Source organism: Muricauda sp. SCSIO 64092, from assembly GCF_023016285.1.
Classification (GTDB): domain Bacteria; phylum Bacteroidota; class Bacteroidia; order Flavobacteriales; family Flavobacteriaceae; genus Croceivirga.
Window position 1 is genome coordinate 3036968 of record NZ_CP095413.1, and the last position, 26600, is coordinate 3063567.

Sequence of the window (26600 nt, forward strand, 5' to 3'; positions counted from 1 at the left end):
ACCGGATACGGCAATGGATCATTGAGAAAATAGAGCGGTTTTATATGGATTCAGCTTGTCTGGTATCCTCGGCCGTCACGTTTGTATTCTTTCCCTGCCAAATAGTGGCCAGCGATGAACCGGAAATGTTCATTAGGGGGCCAAAAACGGCCGGTGCCAAACCCATGGTGGCGAGTCGCCCCATCTCCAGGGCAATACCTGAAGCCAGCCCTGAATTTTGCATGCCAACTTCAAAGGCCACCGTCCGGGAGGATTTCTCATCAAGGCCAACCAATTTGCTTCCATAATAACCCAAGAGGTAACCGGAAAAATTATGGACCAATACGACCATGATCAGTATCATGCCAATGGACAAGAGGGAATCCCTTCCAGAAGCGGTAATAATGGTAACAATAATTGCAATGGCTGCCATTGAGATTTTTGGCATCGCGCTATCCAACCATTTAAACTTGCCGTGGGCGAAGTGATTGAATATAAGACCGGCCAATATGGGAAGGATCACAATTTTGATGATGCTCCAGAACATTTCCAGAAAGTCGATTGGAACAAGTTCGTTTGCCAGAAGTTTCATGAAAAAAGGGGTTAGGAGTGGGGACAATAAGGTGGATACCGCGGTCAGGGTCAGGGAAAGGGCCAAATTGGCCCCAGAAATATAGGCCATTACATTGGAAGCCAGACCACCTGGGGAGCAACCCACAAGAATAATACCTGCGGCAATTTCCGGAGGGAGTCCGGAGAGTCTTGCCAATCCAAACCCGATAAAGGGCATAACGGTAAATTGGGCAATGAGGCCTACGATTACCCCCTTGGGCATTTTGATTACCCCCACAAAATCAGTAATGCCCATGGAAGTGCCCATGCCGAACATAATGATGATGAGCAGGGGGACAATCAACCGACTTAATTTGAAGGAACCTATTTCCAAAAAGAATTGGGGATAGAACATAGCGGCGGCAACGGCGGCAAAAATCAGTAAGGTGAAGGAGAACCCCTTCAATTTTTTGGTTCCATTAACGGCCAATGCCAAAGCGGAAAAAAAAGTGATTACGGCCGGTGCCAAATAATCATACATTCCCAGATACCAAAACAGTAGAATGCCAAGTGCCGAGAATGCAGCTACTGTCGCTGCCCATTTTCCGATTAAGTTCATTTTAAGTTTTTATGATTGGATACTATTTGTATTTCAAGTTGGCTTTAAAAGCTTATCTCTTAATTGCTCCGGAGGTGTCCCCATGCATTAAACTTACCACATTTTCCAAAGACACCATATTTACATCACCGGGAACGGTATGCTTTAGCGCACAAGCGGCCGAAGCAAAATTCAACGCCTGGATGTCATCATCATAATGCAATAATCCGTAGATCAGGCCTGAGGCAAAAGCATCCCCGGTGCCAACGCGATCAATGACATGGGTAATATTCAGCATTTCGGTCTTGATATACTCCTGACCGTTCCACATTTTTCCCTGTATTTGTTGATGGGAGGCACTTATGGATTTCCTGGTTTTCCCAACCACTTTCTTAATTTTGGGAAAGGTTTCCATGAGGAGCTTAGCGGAATTCCGAAATTTTCCCCCCGATTCACCAAGGCCAAACATTTCTTGGATACCACGGCGACTGGTAATTACAATATCACAGTTTTGTACCAGTTCTGGCATCACCTCTTGCATGGTTTCCCCATATTTCCACATGTTGCTACGGGAATTAATATCCCCCGAAACAGGTATTCCCATGTGATTTGCCGTTTTAATGGCATCCAAGCAGCACATTTTGGCCCCTTCTGAAATGGCTGGGGTAATGCCCGTCCAATGGAACCAATCGGCGTCTTTGAGTACATGTGCCCAATTGACCATTGACGGTTCTATTAAGGAAAAGGAAGAGCCTTCCCGTTCATAAATAACCTCACTGGGCCTGTGTACGGCACCTTTTTCCAAAAAATACTTGCCCAACATATTCCCACCGTAAAAAACATGCTCGGTGCTTAACCAGTGCTGACGTAAAAATTGGGTAGCCGCCCTACCCAGGGCATTATCGGGAAAACGTGTTACGTGGGCTGCTTTAATACCCAAGTAGGCCAATGAAATGGCGACGTTTGCTTCGCCACCCCCATAAACCAGTTCAAAAGAAGTAGCCTGTGAAAATTTGGAATAGCCGGGTGGGGACAGACGCATCATTACCTCACCAAATGTGATTACTTTTTTAGCCATACTGTGTCTTTCATAAAATTTAGGGGACTTTCGTTGTATTGTTCTTTTCCCATGCCTCGAATTCCTTTAAAATTTGTGGATCGGTGGGTGGATAGAGACCAAGGATTGATTGTCCTTCATTGATTTTTTCCAGTACAAATTCTTCAAACAAGGTCATTTGAAGGCATTCGTCCGCAACCTCATCTGCAATAGATGCCGGAATCACCACTACACCATCCGCATCACCAACAATGTAATCCCCGGGAAAAACGGCCACATCACCACAGCCTATGGGTTCATTGATCGCAATGGCCTGGTGCAGTGTCAGGTTTGTTGGAGCGGACGGCCTTTGGTGGAAGGAAGGGAAGTCAAGCGCTGCGATTTCCCCGGAGTCCCGAAATCCACCATCGGTTACTACACCAGCTGCCCCCCTTTTCATCAGTCTGGTAATAAGAATGGACCCTGCCGAAGCTGCTCGGGCGTCTTTTCTACTATCGATGACCAGTACCCCATTTTTGGGGCATTGCTCAATGGCCACCCGCTGTGGGTGTTCGGGATCTTTAAATACCGCAATGGGATTAAGGTCTTCCCTGGCAGGAATGTACCGTAAGGTAAAAGCCTCCCCAACCATTTTTTTTGATGTCAATGGACGCACATTTTGCATGCATTGATTGCGTAACCCTTTTTTAAAAAGACAGGTGGCGATTGTGGCTGTGCTGATGTGCTTAAACTTTTCTGGAGTGGATAAGGTGTTTGCCATGTATTTTGAACTTGTAAAATGGAATGCAGGTAATTTTGGTGTTAAATTTTTGCCAAGTATACAAATATACATATATTTGGTAAACCAATCTGGTAAACCAATTTAAATGAACAATTTTTTCTCTTCACAACCATATGGCCTTCATTCACCAATTCTAAAATGGAAGGGCAAATCAATTTTCGTCCATTGCATAGTAATGATAAGTACATTTTTTTTGTTGAATGGCTGTGCTGAAAGCAAAAACAAGAATGGCGTAAACAGTGCCGAAACAACGGCTGTAGTAAACAATGCCAATGATATCATACCATTTTTCCAACATTGGAATTTGATTTTAGGGGATGGTTCCAATGTAGGTCAGGCAACAGACTATGAGAACAAGGATTTCTTTTATACCGCCAAGGATGGGAACAGCAATTGGGTAGTATTTAAGACACCTAATGCAGGGAATACCCATGGCACTTCAAATAATACAAGAACTGAATTGGCACAATTGAAAAAGTGGTCGCCAATGAGTGAAGCTAAAATGAATGCTACACTTAAAGTGATGAATGTTGCAAACACGGGCGATGCCCGAGTTGCGGCCACTTACGCTGTGGTTGTGGGTCAAATTCATAGTGCCGATGGACATGAAAATGAACCATTAAAAGTATTTTATAAGAAGTTTCCGGGCCATGAAAAAGGATCGGTCTTTTGGAATTATGAAATCAATACCGCAGGTGATGACAATTCACGTAGATGGGATTATTCCTATCCCATTTGGGGCTATGACTTTTCGGTTGTCGGAACAGATGAAAACACGTATCCACCAGAACCGAAAGATGGAATTGCTTTGGGGGAAGAGTTCAGTTATGAAGTGGAAGTCAAAGAAGGAATTATGTATCTCACATTTACCAGTGAAGGGCATGAAACCAAAACATTTACTAAAAACCTTGTTTCTTCCGAATATGTGGAACAGTCAAGCATACCAGAACAAGTCAAGGGATTATTTGTACCCATGGGTCAAGATGGCCTGGAACGTGAAAATGCGTATGCACCCGAAGGACTCTTTTTTAAATTGGGGTCGTATAACCAAACAAACGGAAAGGACCCTAAGGTAAATAAAGTCTGGTGTTCCGGTGCTGAAACCCATGGCGGTGATATTCAACAACAATATGCGGATGGCAATTATGCCGAAGTTTGGTTTAAAACGGCAAGTATTGCGGTCAGTGATGATGCCATTTCGAATGCAGGGTATTTCGAGGCAAATGATGGTTTAAGTGGGAAAACGGTTTACCCCCATGAGGTCATTCCTTTTATGGATAAGTTTAAAATATTAATGGGGGACGGAACCAATGTGGATGACCTTACCAAGTTCGAACATAAAGACTTTTTTTATACGGTAATTGACGGTACCAGACGTTGGGTTGTATACAAAACACCAAATTCTGGAGTGACCTCAAAAAACTCCAGCAATACCAGAACAGAGCTACAGGAAAAAAGGGAATGGACGCCCGAGCAAGGGGGTAAACTAACGGGAACCTGTAAAGTTATGCAAGTCTCCATCTCCGGTGATGCCAGGGTTGCCGCTTCTTATTCGACCGTGGTTGGGCAGATCCATAGTGGTGAAGGTCATGAAAATGAACCGCTAAAAATATTTTATAAGAAGTTCCCTGGCCATACAAAAGGCTCTGTATTTTGGAATTATGAAATCAATACCGAAGGCGATGATAACTCTGGAAGATGGGATTATTCAACTGCTGTATGGGGACATGATATGTCCATCACCGGAACCGGCAAAAATGAGTATCCTGCAGAGCCGGTGGATGGAATAGAACTAGGAGAGGAATTCAGCTACGAAGTAAATGTTTATCAGGGGATTATGTATCTCACCTTCAAAAATGACAATCACGAAACCAAGACATTTACCAAAAACCTCATCTCATCCGAATACACGAAAAAGACGGACTTGCCATCACAGGTGAAGCGGTTATTTGTGCCCATAGGGCAAGACGGTACGGAACGGGCCAAGGCCTATGCGGGGGAATTAAATTATTTCAAGCAGGGAGCCTACAATCAAACCAACGGAAAGAATCCTGAAATCAATATGGTTTGGTGCACCGGGGCAGATACCTATAACGGTGATATCGCCAAACAATATGAAAATGGCTGTTACACGGAAGTGTGGTTTAGAGCAGGAACAGTGGGCCCTGGTACGCCACCCAAGTCAATCAAATAAAGTAATTAAGAGATATATTTTGTAACTACTAAGAACAATAGGATATGAAAACATTTGGATCAAGCAAAGAATTTTTAATGGGGGATGACATTGAGTGGGAAGTTATCGGAGAAGGTGTCAAAAGAAAAATAATGGGCTATGACGATAAGATAATGTTGGTCAAAGTACATTTTGATGAAGGCGGGGTTGGCCCAATGCACGAGCATTACCATTCCCAGGTTACTTACGTGGAAAGTGGGGAATTTGAACTTACCATTGGGGACGAAACCAAAATGATGAAGGGTGGGGATGCATTTTATATTCCACCGCACATCCTTCATGGTGCAATTTGTAAAAAGCCCGGGGTTTTAATAGATGTTTTTAGTCCGATCCGGGAAGATTTCATGCAATCGTAGCACTGGACCATAGCGTTCTGTTTAGAGCCCTTAAAACTTCGTTAAACAAAGGGCAGAATACCCAAAATTTTAACATTTAAATGACAAAATCATTTTTTTTTAACGCTAGCATAACATATATTTGGTAAACCAAATTGGTTAACCAATTTGGTTTTGCAAACCAATAACAAACTAAACAATTTTAAGAATGCTTTTCTAACAGAAAAAAAAAAGGATAGGTGCACGCCTATCCTTTTATCAAATTACTTCTTTCGGAGGGAAGTAAAATCAACAAATACACATATAGTATGCACATTTGAAGAACCCAAAAATAATCAAATTCTTCCAGATATTATAAAGGCTATTTGTTGCAAACGGAATGATTCGTCAGTTCCCTTATGCGGAATTGGAATTAACTCGAGACGTAAATTAACTATTTAACAAATGAGCTTAAGAACTAAATTTTTTTTAGTTGGATTGGTACTTGGTACTATCCAACTATTTGCGCAACAAACTTTTACCGTTTCGGGAACGGTGACTGATGTAAACAGCGCGCCCATTCCTGGGGTTAACATTGTCATTTTGAACACTACCCGAGGTACACAAACCGATTTTGATGGAAATTTTTCCCTTACCGTATCCGAAGGAGAGGTGGTACAGTTCTCCTATATCGGTTTTGCAGCGCAGACCGTTGTCATGACCGGCCAAACAACAATCAATATTATTCTTGAAGAAGATTTGAATAAATTGGACGAGGTTGTGGTCATTGGTTACGGTGAGCAAAAGCAAAAAAATGTTACGAGCGCCCTAACAAAGATTGGAGGTGAGGAACTTGAAAATTTTGCTGTGGCCCGTGTTGAAAATGCATTGCAAGGTAAAGTTGCAGGGCTTCGAATTCAAACAACGGCTTCGGAAGCAGGGGGTGACCCTCAAATTACCTTAAGGGGTCCAGGGTCCATTACAGGATTTTCCTCTCCCCTCATTGTGGTGGATGGTATCGTTTTGGGGAATGACCCGGATATTTTGGGTACCATAGATAACAACAATATTGCTTCATTAAGTGTTTTAAAAGATGCTTCTTCCGTCGCAATATATGGTTCTCGGGGTGCAAATGGGGTCATATTGGTCACACTCAAAGAAGGGATTGCAGGCAAAACATCATTTTCTTACAATACGTTCACAGGAATCAAATACTCCAGAAGAAACAACAATTTCAATACGACAATTGCAGATGAGCGAGCAAGACTGGACGGTCTGCAAGGTGAGGTCGATGCCATTTCTCCCAATAGTCCAAACTTCGATAGAATTACAAACGATTACAACGTTGCTTATGCCGAGCTCGAAGCCATGGAGTTTATCGCTTCATTGGGCGATGGTGAGCAAAATTGGCAAGATGAAATTTTCCCCGGCGGTACCATAACCAGTCATTCTTTTTCAGCCAGAGGGGGAACGGAATTAACAAAATACAACGCTTCCTTGACGTATCTGCATGATGAGGGCATTAATCTGATTGATGACTTTAAACGATACAATGCCAGAATAAAGGTAGATAGTAAAACAAAAAACGGTAAAATCAAGTTTGGCACCAATTTACGGGCAAACTTTAATGATCAAGAACGATTGCCGGCCCGATTTACCGATCCTTTAAGACAGTATGGACATTTGCCCCTATTTCTGAATGAAGATCATCTAAACTACGTGACCAACTTTTCCAGGGATATTGGTGTTTCTACGGATGCAGGAGCACAATTTGAAAACCTTGGGGTAGGCAGTTATGGTTTTTCCAGGGCGTTTGACCATGTGTTTACCGTTGATCCCAACAATCCAAGGGCAATTGCAAGGGATCCAAGTACAGGATTGCCATTGGTCAGTGATTTGACCTCTGGGGGATTGACTTTGTCCACCACAAGAAACGTACATCCTCTGGCCCATTTTTTTGAGCGATCGAGCACAAAAAACCAGTTTAACTTTAATGGAGCGGCCTATATTGATTTTGAGTTGGCGGATGGACTCAATTTTAGACAAGCAATTTCAGGTATTTTTAGGCACACCCGAACCAATCGACAAGACAATGTGTTGGGCCAGGAAAATAGAGATCAGGAATCGTTTCGATTTGTGAGAAAAGACGAGGTCTATCAATATGCGTTTGAATCGCTATTGCGATACAGAAAAAGTGTTGGGAAACACAACTTCAATCCAGTGGTCGGTTTTGAATATACCGTGAGGGATTTTTTCAGACAGGATTCTGAGGCAGTAGGTTTCACCAATGACTTTAATGTTAACATTGCGCTTGCCGACAATGGAACCACCGCTACCCTTAATGGACAGGACAAACTGGTCTCCTATTTTGGTCGACTGGACTATGATTACGATGGTAAATACCTGTTTCAGGTCTCTGCCCGTGCCGATGGTAGTACGAGATTCGGACCCGATACCAGATTTGGTTTCTTCCCAGCGGCTTCTTTTGGTTGGAATGTGTCAAGTGAAGACTTCCTGGCCTCCAGTGATTTCATTACGTTCCTAAAGTTAAGGGCCAGTTACGGTGTTTCGGGCTTGAACGAAATATCCAATAATGTCTTTGATTCGTTATATCGTTTTGAAGAGACATTCAGTACCGTTGGCTATAATAATGGTGTAGGGGTAAAAGGAACAACCTTGCCCAATTCAAATTTAGGTTGGGAAAAGTTGATAGAATTTAACCCAGGTATTGATATTACGTTTGGAAGGGGTGTTTTAAGTATAACGGCGGACTACTATACCAGAACAAGTGAAGACTTAATTCTTTTTGCTCCGGTATCCGCGACCTATGGTGCGGATGCATGGTTACAGAACATTGGAAAAGTCAAGAACGAAGGTGTTGAAATTGTGGCAAGTTCCCGGCTGTTGAGTACTCCAAAATTCAGATGGAATGTTGCAGGTCAATTTTCCTTGAACAGAAATACGGTAGAAAGTCTGGGGAACAATGAGCAGATCATCTCAAGGATCGATCAAGATACCCGGCCAACGGAATTCATTGCCCGCGTGGGGCAACCGATAACTTCTTTTTATGGCTTTGTCTATGATAGGGAGATCCCATTGGAATGGGTAGATAATCCATTTAACCGGTTCAACAATGATTTTGCTGATGTATATGTGAAGGATTTGAACAATGATGGGATCATAGATGATGAGGATAGAACCGAGTTGGGGAATCCATATCCTGATTTTGAATGGGGTTTTAATTCTGAATTCACTTATAAGAATATTGACTTTTCATTCCAATGGCAAGGATCCCACGGGGCTGAGGTCAGGGTTGCCGATTTGGATCAGTTGTACTATGCCAGTGAATCGGCCGTAAATGAAGTGGCCAGTTTTCCTGATGCTGATTTAACGGTACACCGGAGGTTTACGGACGATCACATTCAAGACGCATCGTTTATTGCCTTGAGGAACTGCACGTTGGGATATACCGTGCCCAGTGAACTGGGCGAAAAATACGGGTTTGATAGATTACGCTTTTATCTAACGGGAGAAAACCTATTGTACTTCTTTGCCGAAGGTTATGAAGGCTTCAATCCTGAAGCGGTAGGACAAACCTCAAATAATGCAAACACCCCATTGACCTTTGGCTATCAAAGAGGTGATGGGCCAATAGTGAGATCGGTATCATTTGGGATTAACTTTCAATTTTAATCAGTTATGAAAAGAATATATATAAGAATACTAATTTGTTTTTCCTTGATCGGTTTTTTGGCGAGCTGTGAAGAGGAACTTGACCTGAGCAACCCCACAGCACTCTCATTGGAAGAGTTGCTTCAAACCGACGATGGCTTTCTATTGTTGGCCAATGGAGTTTTGGACGCTTACCAAAAGATTCCGGCAAATGAGTTTTTATTGACTGAACTTCGTTCGGATAACGTTAGGGCCAATACGGAAAATGGAAATTTCCCTTTAATAGCGTCATATAACGTTGATGTCAATAATGGGGATGTGGCCACCTACTATTCCAATAATATGGCCACCATAAAACATGCGAATACAGTTATCGATAATCGGTTTTTAGCTCCGGAGACCCAACAGTTCACCGTTGGGGAAGCCTATTTTATGAGGGCTTTGTGCCATTTTAATCTGGTCAGGGCCTATCAAAATGTTCCTTACGTGGATAAAGTGTTGGACGTAAATGAAGAAGAAGCGTTGGAGTATCCCCAATTGCCCGAAGCCGAAGTTTATGAGAGAATTATCGATGATTTTAAAACCTCAATTGCCTTCCTCAATGGTGTTGAACAAAATAGGTATCGACCTACGGAGGGTGCGGCCATTTGTTTGGCGGCAAAAGCGTATCTCAGTCAGCCAAATCCTGATTATGTTGAAGCCGAGTTACTATTGGCCTCTGTGGTAGAAAACAATGACTTTTTCAATTATGATCTGTTGTTTGTTGAAAGGGAAGATGCCGAGAATTTTGTTTTCAATGCAGACCCCTTGGATCCTTCCATCGATATCTTAACGGATGCCGAATACCATGCCAATTTGGCGATACTGTACGGGAATGTATTTGGAAATGAGTTTTCCGGCGGTTTCTCGGAATCTGAGATAGTCCTCGATGGAAGTTGGTCCAACAATCCGGGATTGGAAATCAATGACGAGATCATATTCTCAATCGCCTACGACCTTTTTAGTAGCGATAACTATGTGACCAGTGACAGTGGCTTGGACGATCAGGTTCAAACAGATTCGGAATCCCATAGTTTTGCCATGACCTTACAAGGACCTTCCAATGGCGTCAATATCGCAACGTTGGACTTTTTGGAAGTGATGACACCGGAACTTCAACCGGTGAGATTCCCCGCGAGTATTCAAGTGTTGTCCTATAATCCGGATGTTATTACCAACGATACGTTTAATGATAAATTTCCAACGGATGGTGAAATTGGGGATAACGACTGGATCGTTTTGAGGTATGCAGATGTCCTGTTGCTCTATGCCGAGGCCATTTTGGCCGGTGGTGAAAGTACTACAGATACCAGGGCTGTTGGTGCATTCAACCAGGTTAGGGCTAGGGCAGGTCTGGAAGAGGTGGTCAACTTAACCAAAGACGCTTTACTGGAGGAACGGAGGGTGGAGTTCGTTTATGAAAATCAGCGGTTATATGATTTGATACGTTTTGGTGAAGCAGATAACATTTTACAGCGATTTTCAGATGAAAACAATCTGTTCTACACCAGTGAAAGGAAATACCTCCCCTTTCCACAGCGCGAGATAGACAATCTGCCCAATTTTTACGAACAAAATCCCGGATATTAAAATTCAATTACTATGAAAAATGTTTTTTTAAACCTGAGATGGGGTGTTCTGGGAATATTGGTTTCCTTGGCCTCCTGCGTTAGTGATGATTTAGCGGATGTTGGGGACCTGGAAGATTTTACGGGCCCTACCCCTTTCTATAGTTTTACCGACATTTCCACTTCGGAATTCGATTGCAACGACATTGAATTATCAGCAAATTATGAGGTTAATTTTCAAGCCGGCTCCAATCTTGCCGTAAATGGAACGCAATACCTATGGTCCGTTGAACCTGGAGAAGGAATCACCTTGATACATAAGGATTTACCTATTCTTAGGCAATTGATTGAGGCCGAACTGGCCACAGTGGTTGCCCTGGAAGAGGAAATAGCAAAACTCGAATTCAGGATTCCCTGTGAATCGGATATGGATAGAGTGGCCGTACTGGAAGCGGAAATTGCTGCCTTGGAAGGGCAATTGGCGAGCGCCGAAGCTGCCATTTCAGAGGAGACTCGACAAAACGTAGCAGATTTTGAGAGCCAAATTGCGGCTTTGCCCGCGGCAACCTTGGAGGATAGGGAGCTTATTTTTTCATTTCCAGGTCCCGGGGATTACAATGTGAGTCTAATGGTGACCGATAACCTTGGCAAATCGGAAACCACACTACGGACGGTTACCATTAATCAAGCCGTTCCAACCATACCGGTCCCGGAAATAGGGGAACCCAGTTTTGAGGACAATAGTTTGTTTGATGGTACGGGAGATGGTCGGGATTCCTGGAGGGCCCCAAATAATACCGATTGGAGTCCCCTTGGTGGTGGCACTACGGTGATACAGATCAATTCAACGTCTGTGGAAGGGAGGTTGCCCGACGGTTTTCAAGCGGCCAAATTTCCTGCCGATGGAGCCAGGGTGGCCTATCAAGAAATAGAGGTAACTCCGGGTGCAGAATATGTGCTGACCTATTTTAGTGAGTTCGATGACAGTAGCTTTGGTGATATTACGGTATCCATATTAAATCCTGATACTGCTGGTTACACAGAATCGCTACTGGATGAAAATATCGTTGCATCAAGAACGGATAGCAATGTTGGTCGAGTGAGCGATGTTTTTAAGCAACATGCCATTACATTCCAATCAGGCGAAAATGAGAGTGTAATCATTTACGTAACAAATACCGGTGTTGAAAGTAGACTGGATTCATTCGCCATAACAGTTAAACAATGAGGATCATGTGTAAGAAAATTAAATATTCCGTTAGTAGTGCTTTGGCACTATCATTTGTATTGGTAAGCTTTTTGTCCTGTTACGATTCAACATTCGAGGAATTTGTACCGCCAACAGGTAATATCAACAACATACAGCCCAATACACTGTTCACTACAAGTACCAACGCAGATGATAACCTGTCCGTAGTGTTTAGGAGTTATTCCACGGATGCAGTTTCTTATTTTTGGGATTTTGGTGATGGTGGGACATCAACGGAAGCAAACCCAAACTATACTTATGCCATCGGCGGTCTATACAAGGTGAAATTAACAACGACCAGTTCGGATGGTCTAACGGCAGTTGATTCCACCGAAGTATCCCCCATGTTTGTCAACTTTGATTTTAGTACGGTGGATTCCGAGGTGACTTTTGAAAACCTGACTACCGGGGCCCTTGAATTGGTGTGGGATTTTGGGGATGGACAAACTGTGGAGTGGAGTTCTGAAGAGGATACCGAGGAAGATCCCAATTTTAGTCCAACCTATATTTATTCCTCTGCCGATATTTTTGAAGTAACGCTTACGGCAACCAACTTTTTGGGTGTTGAGGTAGCCACAAGTAAAATTATCCAAGGTCTGGTATTGTCCACAGTGCCTAATTTTACGTTCACTACTTCATCTTTGACCGCTGAGTTTACGGACAGTTCACTTTTGGCCGTATCGCACAGCTGGGATTTTGGGGATGGCAATACGTCCACAGAGGTTAACCCAACCCATACCTATGCTGCTGATGGCACCTATGATGTTACTTTGACCACCACCAATGAAGCCGGTGTTTCAAAAAGCATTACCCAGGCTGTTGCCGTGGGAGGAATTGAAGCTACGTTTGCCGCGGTTATCCAAAATGCGGATTTCCAGACCTATCCTACTTCGCAAAACAACAACAATGATCTTGTTGATGCCTGGACCGTAGATCCGGACGATACCTTTAACGATGGGACGGACACTCCTTTTAACTTCTGGAGAAATGATGATTTAGAAGCTTGGGTTTCTGATATTGCCAACACAGGAGGAACAACGGACAAAGCAAGTTCATCTAGTACGGATGCAACATCGGCAGGAGGTACTTCCGATAGATCGCTCAAGTTTGATAGCCCTGGGGAAAGGGCCTATCAACCCTTTGAGGTGGAAACGGGAGTGGAATATTCGATCTCTGCCTTTATAAGAACGGAAAGTACGCCCGTAGGTGATTTGGAAGGAACATTCTACATTTTATCCGATCAACCGGCTGCCGATACGGAACTGGCTTCGTTGGCACTCGTTACCCAACCCGTAATTTCAGATGCTGTGGATGGTTGGCAACAAGTTACCTTTAGCTTTACGGCGGATGCCACATTTAGCTTTCCCCAAAGTAGGGTAGATGAGAATGCAGATGATATTTTGACATCAACGGACCAGAAATTTGTCATCTTCTATTTTGTTCCAACCACTACGGTTGCTGGAGACAATGAGGTATTCTTAACGGATGTCGTTATTAATACCCCGGGATTTTAAGTCTGGAATGGAATCGGAAAGATAAATGATAAGGCAAATGAGACACCTCCGAAAAGAAACGGTAAGTTTTATACTAATCACATTTCTATCTGTTAACGCTATTTGTCAGGAAAAGGCAAATAGCGTTGCAGAATCGGATATAAAAGTTGAGAAGCGTAAGAAGAAAAAAAAGAAGTATCGCCTGCCAAAAGTTGATTTAAGGCATTGGAGCGTCACCATTCCGGAAGGTAATGGAAAAGGGAAGGCCTTAACCGTTCAACCACCCGCTATATTGGACTATGCCACCAATGAGGCCCTTAAGCCCTATATGTATAATGATTCTGTGGCGGGAGCCCTTGTTTTTCATGCATATCCGTCAAATTCAACAACCGCGAATACAAAGTATTCGAGATCGGAACTTAGGGAACAAATGGTTTCCGGTGACAACAACACAAACTGGACATTTGCCCAGGGAGGCCATTTAAAAGCCAAGATGGCCATGGGGGAGGTTTCCAAAGGGAAAGATGGAAAATATCATAAAGTGATCATTGCCCAAATCCATGGAAGGCTTACTAACGAACAACGGGAGTTGATCGGACAAAAAGACAATAATGCGCCACCCATCCTTAAGATTTATTGGCAGGAGGGTAAGATACGCGTGAAGACCAAAGTGCTAAAATATGCAGGTGTCGACCAAGTCGGAATATTGCACAAAGAAGCTTGGGTGGATGATGAGGGGAGAACCTTTGAGGAGGAAGTTGGTTTTAGAAAGTTTCTGATAGGGGTAAACGTTACGGACGGCAAAATGGTGGTCTCTTTAAATAAAAATGAGTTTTTTGTTTATGATGACATCAGTATAAGAAAGTGGGGCATTTTTGAGAATTACTTTAAGGCCGGCAATTATCTTCAGACTAGGGACGAAGGTGCTTTTGCCAAAGTAAGGATTTATGAACTGGATGTTGAACATTAACCGTATGCTATGAAATCCATTTTTTGGTTTATGGGCTTGCTGGTCACTTTGGCCTCTTGTCAAAGTTGTGATTCCCAAGAAGAGGTTCACGAGGAAATCCATGAAGAAATAGGTGCTGAAGAAGGGACACCCACCGGTACTGAGGAGGAGACCAGCGAACCTACATACGTACTGCCGGAAATCGATTTAAACCATTGGAAGGTGACACTTCCCATAGGAAGGGATGGTAGACCCATTGAGGTGGAACCACCAGAAATATTGGCGTACGCCACAAACGAAACCTTGAAACCGTTCATGTACAATGATTCCATAGCGGGGGCGTTGGTGTTCCATACCTATCCAGGAGCCACCACCCCAAACTCCTCCAGGTCCAGAACGGAACTTAGGGAACAGATGGAACCGGGCAGCAACTCGGTCAATTGGACCTTTTCCCAAGGCGGTAGACTTAAAGGAAGATTGGAAATGGAGGCCATTTCACAGGATTTGGATAATGACTACCATAGGACCATTATTATGCAGATTCATGGACGTTTGACCAACGCCCAACGGGATCTGATCGGGCAGAAGGACAACAATGCCCCACCCATGCTCAAAATATACTGGCAGGATGGGAAGGTTAGGGTAAAGGCCAAGGTTCTTAAAAATCCCAATGTTTCGGATACGGAAGTATTGTATACGGATGCATGGACAGATGATGATGGCTTTAATTTCAATGAAGAAGTGGGTTTTAATCCATTTTCATTGGAAGTGCTGGTTTCTGACGGTAGAATGGAGGTGATATTGAATGATTCTGAAGCAGTGGTCTATGAGGATGACAATATAAAGAAGTGGGGCATTTTTGAAAACTACTTTAAAGCGGGGAATTATTTGCAAACCAGTGATGCAGGAGCCTATGCAACGGTCAAATTTTATGAACTTGAGGTTTCCCATTGAAACGGACAAGAATATCAAGGGCCAATAAAGAAGCGTTTTCCACAAGGGAAGGCATTATTGATTACCGAATCGCTTAGCAGAATTATCTCCATACCATTGATGATGTTTTATTTCTTTTGAATCTTATGTTAACGGTAGTGACCCTGTAGTTAAAGGACATGCTCAATGGCTGTTTTTAGTCCAACTCCAAGGATTTTATGCCATTGCGATATAGGGTAACAACATTCTGTTTAGAGCTCTTAAAACTTTCCTAAACAAAGGAAGGGAACACCCAAAATTTTAACATTTAAATGACAAAATCATTTTTTTTTAACGCGAGTATAACATATATTTGGTAAACCAAATTGGTTAACCAGTTTGGTTGAGCAAACCGAAATCAATAAAACCCATTGCGAATGACGTTTTAGTTGACCATAAAAAAAGGACAGGTGCACGCCTGTCCTTTTGATACGTTACTTCTTTCGGAGGGAAGTAAAATCAACAAATACACATATGGTATGTACATTTGAAGAACTCAAAAATAATCAAATTCTTCCAGATACTATAAAGGCTATTTGTTGCAATTAGGATGATTCGTCGGTTCCCTTAGGGAATTGGAATTAACTCAAGATGTAAATTAACTATTTAACAAATGAGCTTAAGAACTAAACTTTTTTTAGTTGGATTGGTACTTAGTACTATCCAGCTATTTGCACAACAAACCTTTACCGTTTCGGGAACGGTAACGGACGTAAACAACACCCCTGTCCCAGGGGTCAATGTTATTGTGGTGAACACCACTCGCGGTGTTCAGACCGACTTTGATGGAAATTATACGGTTGAAGTAGCTTCTGGAGAAGCCCTGCGCTTTTCATATATAGGCTATACTACACAAACCGTGGAAATCACAGATCAACAAACCTTGGACATTGTGCTGCAAGAAGATTCGCAAAAATTGGACGAGGTAGTGGTCATTGGTTATGGTACCCTAAAAAAATCCTCTTTAACGGGTGCTGTTGCCAAAGTAGAAGGTGGTGAAATTGCAGCAATCCAGGCGAGCCGTGTGGATGAGGCATTGGGCGGTAAGTTGTCCGGGGTATTAATCCAAAATCAAGATGGGGCACCAGGTGCCGATCCCAAGATCCAAATCAGGGCGGCATCGTCGGTTAATGGCAATGCAGATCCCCTGATTGTTGTGGATGGATATCCCATTTCAGGAAGTTTGGCAACGGTCAACCCCAATGATATCGAAAGTTTGGAGGTATTAAAGGATGCTGCCTCGGCCGCTATTTATGGATCCAGGGGGGCAAATGGGGTTATTTTGGTGACGACTAAAAAAGGAAGACAAGGTAAAGCCAGTTTTAGTTACAATACTTACTTCAGCACTTCCAGTAGATACCTCAGGGACAATATAAGGACGACCGCTGGTGATTATGCGGAAATTGCACGAGCAAATATTGCAGATGGTACATTTAATGTGTCGGATTTGGATCCTGCAATTGTGGAATATAGACTTAATGGGTTTGCAAATTCACCTGATGTTGTAGGGGTTGAGGATTGGTTTTTCCGAAATGGCTATAGTATGAACCATGATTTTAGTATGAGTGGTGGCACCGAGGACGTGAATTATTTTGCCTCTGTGGGTTATTTAAATACGGAAGGGGTTGCAATTACCCAAGGTTTTGAAAGGGCAAATGCACGTTTGAATATTGATGCAAAACTGGGGGACAAGTTCAAAACAGGAATAAGTTTCAATGGGTTTGTGTCCAATAGGGATATCGTAGGGCATGACATGCGGGATCTCTTAAGAGCGTATAGTGTACACCCTATCTACCATACAGAAGCATCCATTGCATTCGTACAGGAACTGAATGCTCAAGCAGTGGCATTGGGATTGGCCCCATTTGACAATGGGTATAGGGCTGGTGAAGATGCACCCTTCAACAATAGTATCTTTACATTGGAACCAGGGATGACGGCCCAAGACTGGCATTACGGAAGAGTTGGTAACGGTATTGGAGGGTCTGGCGATGCCGGTCCTGCAACAAAACTTGACAATACGGATCGATATCAAAAAACCTATTTTGGAAACCTCTCTTCATATTTGCAATACAGCATTTTTGATGGCCTTAACATTAAAACTGTTTTCGGTGCTGATATGAGGGATACCCAGAATTATTTCTGGAGAGGACTGGAATTTGATTCCAGGGCCCGTTCAACAGAGACCGCCTTAGATCAAAGCGATACAAAAAGATCTTCCATATTAAGTGAAACGACCCTGAATTTTGCAAAAACAATAGGGAAACATGATATATCTGCGGTGGCAGGAATTGAATTCCAAAACCTTTACACAAGAGCAACGGTAATAGAAGCTACCAATGTACCGTTTAGTGATATTATTAACTATAATATTTTTGAAAACCAAGCCGATATTCAGACTGAGGAGGTAGACGAGACCATTTCAAGAAGAAGTGTCTTCGGAAGGGTTAACTATACCTATGACAATCGCTATTTGTTTTCGGCATCGTTGCGAAGGGATGGCGATTCCCGTTTCGGGGCCAATAATAAATTTGAAACTTTCCCAGCACTTTCCGTGGGTTGGAACGTGCATAACGAATCGTTTTACAAATCAGACCTGTTGAGTTTATTAAAACTAAGGTTCAGTACCGGCTCTTTAGGGACTACCTCTGACTTGGGGGCCTATGATGCATTGAGTCTTTTAAACCCTGCACCAACAGCTTTTGGTCTTGGATTTTTAATTCCAGAGAATGTGGCCAACGAGAACTTAACGTGGCAAACCAATACAGAGACCAACTATGGTGTGGATTTAGGGTTTCTAAAAAACCGTATTCGATTCAGTATGGATTACTATACCTCGGATATTGAAGATATCTTGATCAATCAAAGTGTTTCAGAAGTTCTCGGCACTCCTTCCATTCGGTTGAATGCAGGAGATGTGAGAAGTTCTGGATTGGAATTTGAGCTATCTACAAGCGTAATCCAAAAACAAGATTTCACTTTGGATATTGGGGCCAACCTATCTACGGTTGATACCGAAATTACAGATTTAAATGGTTTGAACGAATTACCTCAGCAAATATATGGGCAAAGCGGGAGAGGCCCCGTATTTAGAAATTACATTGGTGGGCAAATTGGTGAGATGTGGGGAATAGAAACTACAGGGGAAGTAGAGATGGAATATCTTTCCAATCCGATAGAATTTCCTGACCAACAGAGTGGCTGGAGCTATGCGGTCGACCAAAACGGTGATGGGGTGATCGATAGAACAAGGACGGTTGAAGAAGGTGGGGATTTGGTCAAAATAGGGCAAAACACACCGGATTTTTACTGGGGTTTAAATGGCAATATGAGCTATAAAGTTTTTGATATGTCCTTTCAATTCCAAGGAGCCCAGGGAGGGGAGGTGTACAATATTGATCCCTTATACTACGGTTCCCAATGGGGTCGAGCTTTGCGCCAAGAGTTTGATGCTGATGCTGATGGTCTAGCAGATAATAACGGACTGCCCTATGTTAGAAATAGAGACCAAACCGATGCAGTAATTCAAGACGCATCTTATATAGCCTTGAGAAACCTGACTTTGGGATATACCATTAATTCGGATTGGATGAACAAAACAGGGTTGAATTCAGCTAGGATTTATGTAGCCGCCACAAACCTGTTGTATTTATGGGGCGATGATTACACTTCTTTTAATCCAGAAGGAGTGGAGACGACAAATGATGACTACGCCGGTCCAACAACCTATGGGGTGCAAGTAGGGGCAAGCCCTATTGTGAGAAGTTTTACGCTTGGGTTAAATGTTAATTTTTAACAAAAAAAAATGAAAACAGTATATACATTTTTATTGGGATCATTGTTGTTGATAACAGCATGTGATAATGATTTGGATCAGGTGCCGCCTATAAATGCTACTTCAGATTCTTTGAAAGATTTTACGGGGGTTTTGAATGCGGCCTATTTCTATCAAATTGGTGCAGCTACGCCAATGGCCGTAATGGGGGACTTTAGGGCAGATAATGCTTTTATGTTTGAAGCTCCATTTACAGAATTTGATGAGTTTGACGCTGATTTACCAGTGATGGAAGACCAATTTTTTGGCCCATTCTATACTGCCATGTATAGATCCATATTGAGCACGAACAATGTAATCGAAAATTCTTCAAACGCTACCCAAATTGGCGAAGCCAAATTTTTAAGGGCCTTGTCTTATTTTAAACTAGTACAGGTATTTGGTGATGTGCCCGTAAACCTGTTGGCTGCCCCGCCCGTGGACGATACGTCTATTTTTGCAAGGCAACCCGCATCAGATGTTTACGACAACGTAATTATTCCTGACTTACAAGATGCCATTTCAGCTTTGGATAATTCTGAAATAGCAAATGACAGGGCTTCTCAAATAGCAGCACAAAGTTTGTTGGGTAAAGTATATGTGCATAGGGGGGATTTTAGCAGTGCGGAAACACATCTGGCCGCTGTTGTCAATGGAGCTATAGCTGCCGACGTTAATTTGCAAGACAGCTTCAATGAAATTTTCGGCGCGGCAAATGAAGGGGATGACAATAAGGAAATCATATTTGCAACCAAAATATCGAGTTCTGTTGAAGATGAATATAGTTTCTCGGAGTTTTGGTCCTGGTCTGGAGGTCTTGACACCAAATCATTAGAGCCTTTGGACACGGATTTAATTGCGGCTTTTGACGCCAGTCCAGGAGATTTAAGACGGGCGGTAACCATTGACGAAACGCTTCTGGCTTCTCCAAAATTTCCTCAAGTAAATGGTCCTGAGCATGACTGGATAGAAATACGATTGGCCGATGTTATTCTCTTGTATTCAGAAGCATTGAATGAAAACGGAAATACAGCAGGAGCTTTGACCGAATTAAATAAGATTAGAACAAGGGCAGGTCTGGCAAATTCAACTGCAACAACGCAGGCCCAGGTTAGGCAAGCCATTCAGGATGAAAGAAGATTGGAGTTGGCCTTTGAAGGACATCGATGGTTTGATTTGGTCAGAACAAGTACCGTGGATGCTGAAATGGGACAGACCATAAACAGTGATTATCATTTGTTTCCCGTTCCAATCTCGGAAATACTTGCGACTGGTGGAGTAATTACCCAGAATCCTGGGTATTAATAATAATGATTAGTTGAGTTAGTTTAGTTAAGTACAGGGTTATTCGACAAAATTTTGTCAATAACCCTTTTTTCCCAAGAAAAGCTGTAGAAGCACGTGATTTGATCAGGTATTTTTCATAAATTTAACAAACCAATCTGGTTAACCAATCTGGTTGCACAAAAAAATATGAAAGTAGAAATTTTAACCAAAAACGATAGCAATAGAAATATCCAACAGGGAATTATTTCCAAGCTCAGGGATTATATCGAATACAAAAACCTTGAGCCAGGGGACAAATTGCCTTCGGAACGTATGTTGTCCGAACGATTTCAAGTGAGTCGCAGCAGTATAAGGGAAGCCATTCAGAAATTGGAATTCTTCGGAATACTTAAATCCCGACCTCAAAGTGGAACCTTTATTGCAAATATTGGTAGGGTGGCGATGAGTGGTATGTTGGACGAAATCCTTCGCCTGGAGGATCCGGATTTTAAATCGCTTGTGGAGACCAGAATTCTGCTCGAACTAAAAACGGTGCGTTTGGCATCCCTAAGAAGGACCGAGCAGGATTTGGAAAAAATGCGGGCGGCTTTGGATGCCTATACGGCCAAGGTGTTAAATGGGGAAAAGGCCGTGGAAGAGGATTTATTGTTTCATTTGGCCATTGCACAGGCAAGCAAGAACAGTACCATGAATACGTTCATGCTGATCATAACACCGGAGATCATCACCAATTTCGAAAAATACCATGTCTGTGATGCCAATTTGTCCTTTAATGGAATACAGGAGCATGAGGACATTTACGAGGCCATTAAAGATCAGGACCCACAAAAGGCAAAAGAAAAAATGAAAGCACATTTTAAGGTGCTATATCAATATTGTTACAACGTAAAAGAATAGACGGGAATGGACAAAATTGCACGCTTTTGTCCATCAAAATTGAAATAAGGAGGAGGAAGTAAACTTAGCAAGTACATTGGATTCCAAAGAGTAGCGTTTCTGCTCACCCATTGGCTTTCATAGTCTTAATGAGTTTCGTCATAGTATTTAATTCGGTATTTGGCCATACATCCCATGACAGGGGATAGGCACCGCATTTGTAATAAAGTAATTGAAAAAGATATGAAAGTCAAAGGTTTAAGGTGGATAATTATTGGGTTAATATTTATTGCCACAGTTATAAATTACATAGACAGAAGCGCACTGGGGATTATGTGGGGTGGGCTGGATAAAGAAGGGACCATAGCCCACTCCCTGAACTTAACCAAAGAGGATTATGCGTTAATTCTGAACATCTTTATGGTCGCTTACGCATTGGGCCAATTGTTTTCAGGAAAACTGTTTGATAAAGTTGGCACAAGAATAGGTTATGTGATCAGTATTGGGGTTTGGGGATTGTCCTCTTTCCTACATTCCACGGTAAGGGGGTTGCTCTCCATTGCAATTTTTAGGAGTACCCTGGGGTTATCGGAAGCAGGGAACTGGCCAGGGGCCGTAAAAAGTAATGCGGAGTGGTTCCCGATTAAAGAACGGGCCATTGCACAGGGATTGTTCAATGCAGGGGCATCCATTGGTTCCGTAATTGCACCACTGCTTATTGCATCCCTCTTTGTTGCCTACGGTTGGAGGATCACCTTCATGGTCGTTGGTTCTTTTGGACTTGTTTGGATCATTCCATGGTTGCTGATCAATAAGGCGGGACCTAAAAAACACCCCTGGATCACCCAGGAAGAACAAAAATTTATTGTTGAAGGACAAAGTGAGGCCGATCAAAAGGCCACGGAGGGTACCAAAGGGAAAAGTCTAAAGGAAATCCTTTCCTACAAGGAATCGTGGGCAGTGGTTGTGGGTCGCTTCTTTTTGGAGCCCATTTGGTGGCTGTTTGTAGGTTGGATGCCCATTTATTTGTTTGATGTCTATGGATTTAATGTCAAGGAAGTGGGGATGTTCCTATGGGTCCCTTATGTTGGGGCCGCTATTGGCAGTATCGCCGGGGGCTTTGTCTCCGGGAAGATCATCGCCAAAACTAATTCAATAGACAAGGGAAGAAAAACCACCATTCTTATTGGGGGTATCATTATGTTGTTGGGGCTTATAGCAACTGTCCTTATTGGGGATACTGCCGAAAAATTTGTGGCCATTGTATTTCTTGTCCTATTTGGATTCCAATTTGCCATCAGTAATGTACAAACGCTTCCCAGTGATTTCTTTAGTGGGAAATCCGTAGGATCATTGGCCGGATTAGGGGGAATGATAGGGGTGTTCTCCGTAATTGTAATGAATTTCCTGGTGCCTTTGGTTGTGGATAGATTTTCATATACACCGATTTTTATAGCGATTGCAATATTTGTTCCGCTCGGAGTAGCGGCCATCTATTTCTTCGCCAAAAAAATCCAATCAGTAGAAAACTAATAAATCAGAATAAAAATTTAAACAGCAAATAGCAATGAGTGATTTAAACGGAAAAGTTGCCATGATTACAGGTGCTACGGGAGGTATTGGCTTTCAAGTAGCGAAAAGGCTTGGTAAGGACGGATACACTGTAATTTTAAATGGTATAGAAGATGAAGCTGGGGCCCAAAGGGTAAAGGAACTGACCGCAGAAGGCATTACCGCCGAGTATTACGGTTTTGATGTTACCGATGAGGAAGCCGTGACTTCCAATATCAATGCCATTGGGGAAAAATACGGCAAGATGGACGCCCTCATCAATAATGCAGGAGGTTTGGGAGGAAGATCCCGATTTGAGGAAATGACCACTGAATTTTACCGGGGGGTCATGGCACTGAACCTTGATTCAACATTCTTTGTCTCCAGGGCAGCGATTCCTTTCCTTAAAAAGGGGGAAAATGCGTCAATTATCAATTATACCTCAATTGCCGGATGGAATGCCGGAGGGCCCGGTGCCGGTATTTATGGAACTTCCAAAGCCGCAGTACATGCCATTACCCGAGCATTGGCAAAAGACCTTGCTGAATATGGTATTCGGGTGAACGCAGTGTCACCGGGGACCATTGATACTCCTTTCCATACCCAGATCAAATCCACCAAACCGGAAGTTTTTGCTTCCTGGAAAAACAATATTTTATTGGGACGATTGGGACAGCCGGAAGAAGTGGCCTCCGTTATTTCCTTTTTGGTCAGTGATGATGCCGCTTTCTTGACCGCGGAAACAATCCAAGTAGGCGGTGGACAAGGTTTGGGAATCTAAAGGAAAGTCCCAGCGAAATAGCCAATTTTAACGGTTTGTTTCGCTGGCACAACGCTTCCTTCGTTAGGGGAACCAATAGTGATAGTAATGATGGCTTAGCCCTTGGTTGGGCAAAAGCATCGTCAATTAAATAGTAAAAATAAACATGAAAAAAGTAGTCACTTTCGGGGAAATCATGCTTCGTTTGGCACCTCCGGGATTTTTAAGATTTTCACAGACCAATACCTTCGATGTCATCTATGGCGGCGGTGAATCCAATGTTGCCGTTTCTTTGGCCAATTATGGAGTGCCCGTGGATTTTGTGACCAGGCTGCCGGACAATGACATTGGCCATTGCGCCCTTATGGAAATGCGCAAAAGGGGCGTGGGTACCGATAAAATGATTTTTGGCGGGAACAGATTGGGCATTTATTTTCTGGAAACCGGAGCGGTGTCCAGGGGGAGTAAAGTGGTCTATGATCGTGCCCATTCCGCAATGTCCGAAATTGAAAAGGGGATGATTGACTGGAAATCGGTTTTTAATGGGGTCGAATGGTTCCATTGGACCGGGATCACACCGGCAATTTCACAGGGTGCGGCAGATGCCTGTTTGGAAGCGGTACAAACGGCCAGCGAAATGGGGGTGACCATTTCCACCGATTTAAACTATCGTGCCAAACTTTGGAAGTACGGAGGGGATAGGGAAGCGATCATGTCCGAACTGACTTCCTACTGCGATATTGTTTTGGGCAATGAGGAAGATGCAGAAAAACACTTTGGGATACAACCGGAAGGTCTGGACATTACCACCCAGGGCGAACATGTTAAAGCGGAAGCTTTTCTTTCGGTTTGCCAACAAATGATGAAGCGGTTTCCCAGGGCCAAAAAGGTGATCACCACATTAAGGGGCTCCCTGTCGGCATCCCATAACACATGGGCCGGAGTGCTTTATGATGGGAAGACCATGTACAAGTCCCCGGAATATCAAATCACCCATATTGTGGATCGTGTGGGCGGTGGAGACTCGTTTATGGGCGGGTTGATCTATGGATTGCTTAAATATCCTGAAGATGATCGGAACGCTTTGAATTTTGCTGTGGCGGCTTCCTGCCTAAAACATACCATTAAGGGGGATGCCAATTTGGTCACGGTGCCGGAAGTTGAAAAATTAATGGGTGGCGACGCCTCCGGAAGGGTAGCTAGATAATTTTACTATGGCACAATATTCAAGAATTGAAGTAGCAAATATCATGAGGGGTACCGGGATGGTGCCCCTTTTCTACCATCCCGATGTGGAATTGGGAAAAAAAGTGCTCAAAGCCTGTTACGATGGTGGCGCACGATTAATGGAATTCACGGCTCGGGGCGACTTTGCCTTTGAAGTCTTTTCGGAATTGAACCACTATGCCATTGCCGAATTACCGGGAATGGTAATGGGTGTAGGCTCCATTACGGATGCCGGAGCGGCCTCGCTGTTCCTGCAAATGGGGGCAAATTTTGTGGTAACCCCATCATTGCGCGAAGACATTGCTATGGTATGTAACCGAAGAAAAGTGCTTTGGTCGCCCGGTTGTGGTTCGTTGACCGAAATCAACAAGGCTGAGGAGATGGGCTGTGAAATCGTTAAACTTTTTCCCGGGTCGACCTATGGCCCCGGTTTTGTCAAGGCGATAAAAGGGCCACAACCGTGGACCAGCATTATGCCCACAGGTGGCGTAAGCACCGAGGAAGACAATTTAAGGGCCTGGTTTGAAGCAGGCGTAACCTGCGTGGGCATGGGGTCAAAGCTGATCAGCAAGGACATTTTGGCCGCTAAGGATTTTCAAAAGCTTGAAAGTTTGGTAAGGAACACCTTGGCGATTATCCAAAAAGTAAGGAATTGACCCAGTGGAAAACCTTCCCACACAAGCAATCCATTCTAAAAATGTGAATGGAAAAAGCCTGTAGGAAAAAGTATTTCCTTTTATTCGACCATTGATGTATATGCAATTCCAAGCTTGAATTATTGGAAATATAGCATTAAACCATCGAAATAGTTTCTAATCAGAAATGAATGCATAGGACTTTTGTTTTGAATTGACGATTATTTATCTTTAAGAAGAGCTAATTCAAAACAAGTCCTATTTTGGTCATAAGAAAACTAATCTTCTTAGTTTTTCATTTTCCCATTCAAAAAGCATCAACTCTTTTCTTGACGCTTGGCTTTCTTGGTTTGTCCCTACCTACCATTGGGCAACAACATAGTGTGGATTCCCTTTATTTATGGTTCGATACAAAGATTGGGATAATAAATTCGGGACTTTACAAATCAAGGGAATTTGTGGAAGAATACCTGGTAAACGTTCAATGCAATCATTAGTGGTAATTTTATAGTTAGGACAAGTATAATAAAAAAGGAGCGTAACCCCCATAAGTTGTCACACACACCTATCGCTGAAGCAAAAGGAAGCGCAGAAAGGCCACACATTTATCTTATAAATGAAGTATATGTTAACCCCAAATACTAACTACTAGAAAGAATATAAATCCCATTCCTGAAAAGATTGCTAGGAGAGTCCCAAAATTGAAAACGTATCCATGCGCTTTAAGCAAAATATCGTCTGATTTTTTTCTGTCATATAAATCATACCCTTTTTCAAATTGATGTCTTTCTACCCTTTCATTTTCCTTGTAGGCCTTTCTGATAAGATATATACTAAAACATGTCAAAAAACCCAGAATTGTCGTTATCCCGTAAAACAAATAAACTACATCTTTATCCATAGTCCTACAAATTACATATAATCACTCTTATTTTTTATCAGCAAATAAGAATAGTCTTCGGGCAGTTTCACATCATTGATTTTAATGTACTTC

At 42.8% G+C, this 26600-nt stretch carries 19 protein-coding genes; 15 read left to right on the forward strand and 4 right to left on the reverse strand.

Annotated elements, in window-relative coordinates; genetic code table 11:
* Window positions 1–40 precede the first annotated feature (40 nt).
* The 3 genes from L0P88_RS12880 to L0P88_RS12890 are packed head-to-tail and all read right to left on the reverse strand — an operon-like array spanning window position 41 to window position 2946.
* Window positions 41–1150: a bile acid:sodium symporter family protein gene (locus L0P88_RS12880; protein ID WP_247130331.1), complete on the reverse strand. Its 1110-nt coding sequence runs from the start codon at window positions 1148–1150 to the stop codon at window positions 41–43.
* 52 nt (window positions 1151–1202) lie between these two features.
* Window positions 1203–2207 (reverse strand): sugar kinase, encoded by a 1005-nt coding sequence (locus L0P88_RS12885; RefSeq protein ID WP_247130332.1) that lies wholly within the window; start codon window positions 2205–2207, stop codon window positions 1203–1205.
* Between the two features lie 19 nt (window positions 2208–2226).
* Window positions 2227–2946, reverse strand: coding sequence for a ribonuclease activity regulator RraA (locus L0P88_RS12890; protein WP_247130333.1), 720 nt, complete (start codon window positions 2944–2946; stop codon window positions 2227–2229).
* Window positions 2947–3142: 196 nt separating this feature from the next.
* On the opposite strand from L0P88_RS12890, the gene L0P88_RS24065 reads away from it, so the two are divergent.
* The 15 genes from L0P88_RS24065 to L0P88_RS12975 all read left to right on the forward strand — a co-directional run bounded on the left by L0P88_RS24065 (window position 3143) and on the right by L0P88_RS12975 (window position 25627).
* Window positions 3143–5161, forward strand: coding sequence for a polysaccharide lyase family 7 protein (locus L0P88_RS24065; protein ID WP_313791558.1), 2019 nt, complete (start codon window positions 3143–3145; stop codon window positions 5159–5161).
* A gap of 44 nt (window positions 5162–5205) precedes the next feature.
* A complete protein-coding gene (locus tag L0P88_RS12905) occupies window positions 5206–5556 on the forward strand; it encodes a cupin domain-containing protein (protein WP_247130334.1) in 351 nt (116 codons plus the stop codon).
* Window positions 5557–5979: 423 nt separating this feature from the next.
* The gene (locus tag L0P88_RS12910) at window positions 5980–9207 is read left to right on the forward strand and encodes a SusC/RagA family TonB-linked outer membrane protein (protein ID WP_247130335.1); all 3228 of its coding nucleotides are present in this window, start codon (window positions 5980–5982) and stop codon (window positions 9205–9207) included.
* Window positions 9208–9213: 6 nt separating this feature from the next.
* Window positions 9214–10815: a RagB/SusD family nutrient uptake outer membrane protein gene (locus tag L0P88_RS12915; RefSeq protein WP_247130336.1), complete on the forward strand. Its 1602-nt coding sequence runs from the start codon at window positions 9214–9216 to the stop codon at window positions 10813–10815.
* A gap of 12 nt (window positions 10816–10827) precedes the next feature.
* On the forward strand, window positions 10828–12021 hold the full coding sequence (locus L0P88_RS12920) for a hypothetical protein (protein ID WP_247130337.1): 1194 nt from the start codon (window positions 10828–10830) through the stop codon (window positions 12019–12021).
* Window positions 12022–12026: 5 nt separating this feature from the next.
* Window positions 12027–13556, forward strand: a complete 1530-nt coding sequence (locus tag L0P88_RS23975; RefSeq protein ID WP_281499681.1) for a PKD domain-containing protein — start codon at window positions 12027–12029, stop codon at window positions 13554–13556.
* A 37-nt stretch (window positions 13557–13593) separates the two neighbouring features.
* Window positions 13594–14505, forward strand: a complete 912-nt coding sequence (locus tag L0P88_RS12935; protein WP_247130338.1) for a polysaccharide lyase family 7 protein — start codon at window positions 13594–13596, stop codon at window positions 14503–14505.
* 9 nt (window positions 14506–14514) lie between these two features.
* On the forward strand, window positions 14515–15438 hold the full coding sequence (locus L0P88_RS12940; protein WP_247130339.1) for a polysaccharide lyase family 7 protein: 924 nt from the start codon (window positions 14515–14517) through the stop codon (window positions 15436–15438).
* Window positions 15439–16069: 631 nt separating this feature from the next.
* Window positions 16070–19252 carry a SusC/RagA family TonB-linked outer membrane protein gene (locus L0P88_RS12945; protein ID WP_247130340.1) on the forward strand — a complete coding sequence of 1061 codons (3183 nt, stop codon included), beginning with the start codon at window positions 16070–16072 and terminating at the stop codon, window positions 19250–19252.
* A 9-nt stretch (window positions 19253–19261) separates the two neighbouring features.
* Window positions 19262–20575: a RagB/SusD family nutrient uptake outer membrane protein gene (locus L0P88_RS12950; RefSeq protein WP_247130341.1), complete on the forward strand. Its 1314-nt coding sequence runs from the start codon at window positions 19262–19264 to the stop codon at window positions 20573–20575.
* A 168-nt stretch (window positions 20576–20743) separates the two neighbouring features.
* Entirely contained in the window at window positions 20744–21454 is a 711-nt protein-coding gene (locus L0P88_RS12955) for a FadR/GntR family transcriptional regulator (protein ID WP_247130342.1), read from the forward strand.
* Between the two features lie 222 nt (window positions 21455–21676).
* Entirely contained in the window at window positions 21677–22966 is a 1290-nt protein-coding gene (locus L0P88_RS12960) for an MFS transporter (RefSeq protein ID WP_247130343.1), read from the forward strand.
* Window positions 22967–23000: 34 nt separating this feature from the next.
* On the forward strand, window positions 23001–23765 hold the full coding sequence (locus L0P88_RS12965) for an SDR family NAD(P)-dependent oxidoreductase (protein WP_247130344.1): 765 nt from the start codon (window positions 23001–23003) through the stop codon (window positions 23763–23765).
* A 145-nt stretch (window positions 23766–23910) separates the two neighbouring features.
* Window positions 23911–24951 carry a sugar kinase gene (locus L0P88_RS12970; RefSeq protein WP_247130345.1) on the forward strand — a complete coding sequence of 347 codons (1041 nt, stop codon included), beginning with the start codon at window positions 23911–23913 and terminating at the stop codon, window positions 24949–24951.
* A gap of 7 nt (window positions 24952–24958) precedes the next feature.
* Window positions 24959–25627: a bifunctional 4-hydroxy-2-oxoglutarate aldolase/2-dehydro-3-deoxy-phosphogluconate aldolase gene (locus L0P88_RS12975; protein ID WP_247130346.1), complete on the forward strand. Its 669-nt coding sequence runs from the start codon at window positions 24959–24961 to the stop codon at window positions 25625–25627.
* Window positions 25628–26234: 607 nt separating this feature from the next.
* On the opposite strand, the gene L0P88_RS12980 is transcribed toward L0P88_RS12975, so the two are convergent.
* A complete protein-coding gene (locus L0P88_RS12980; protein WP_247130347.1) occupies window positions 26235–26507 on the reverse strand; it encodes a hypothetical protein in 273 nt (90 codons plus the stop codon).
* Window positions 26508–26600: the final 93 nt, after the last annotated feature.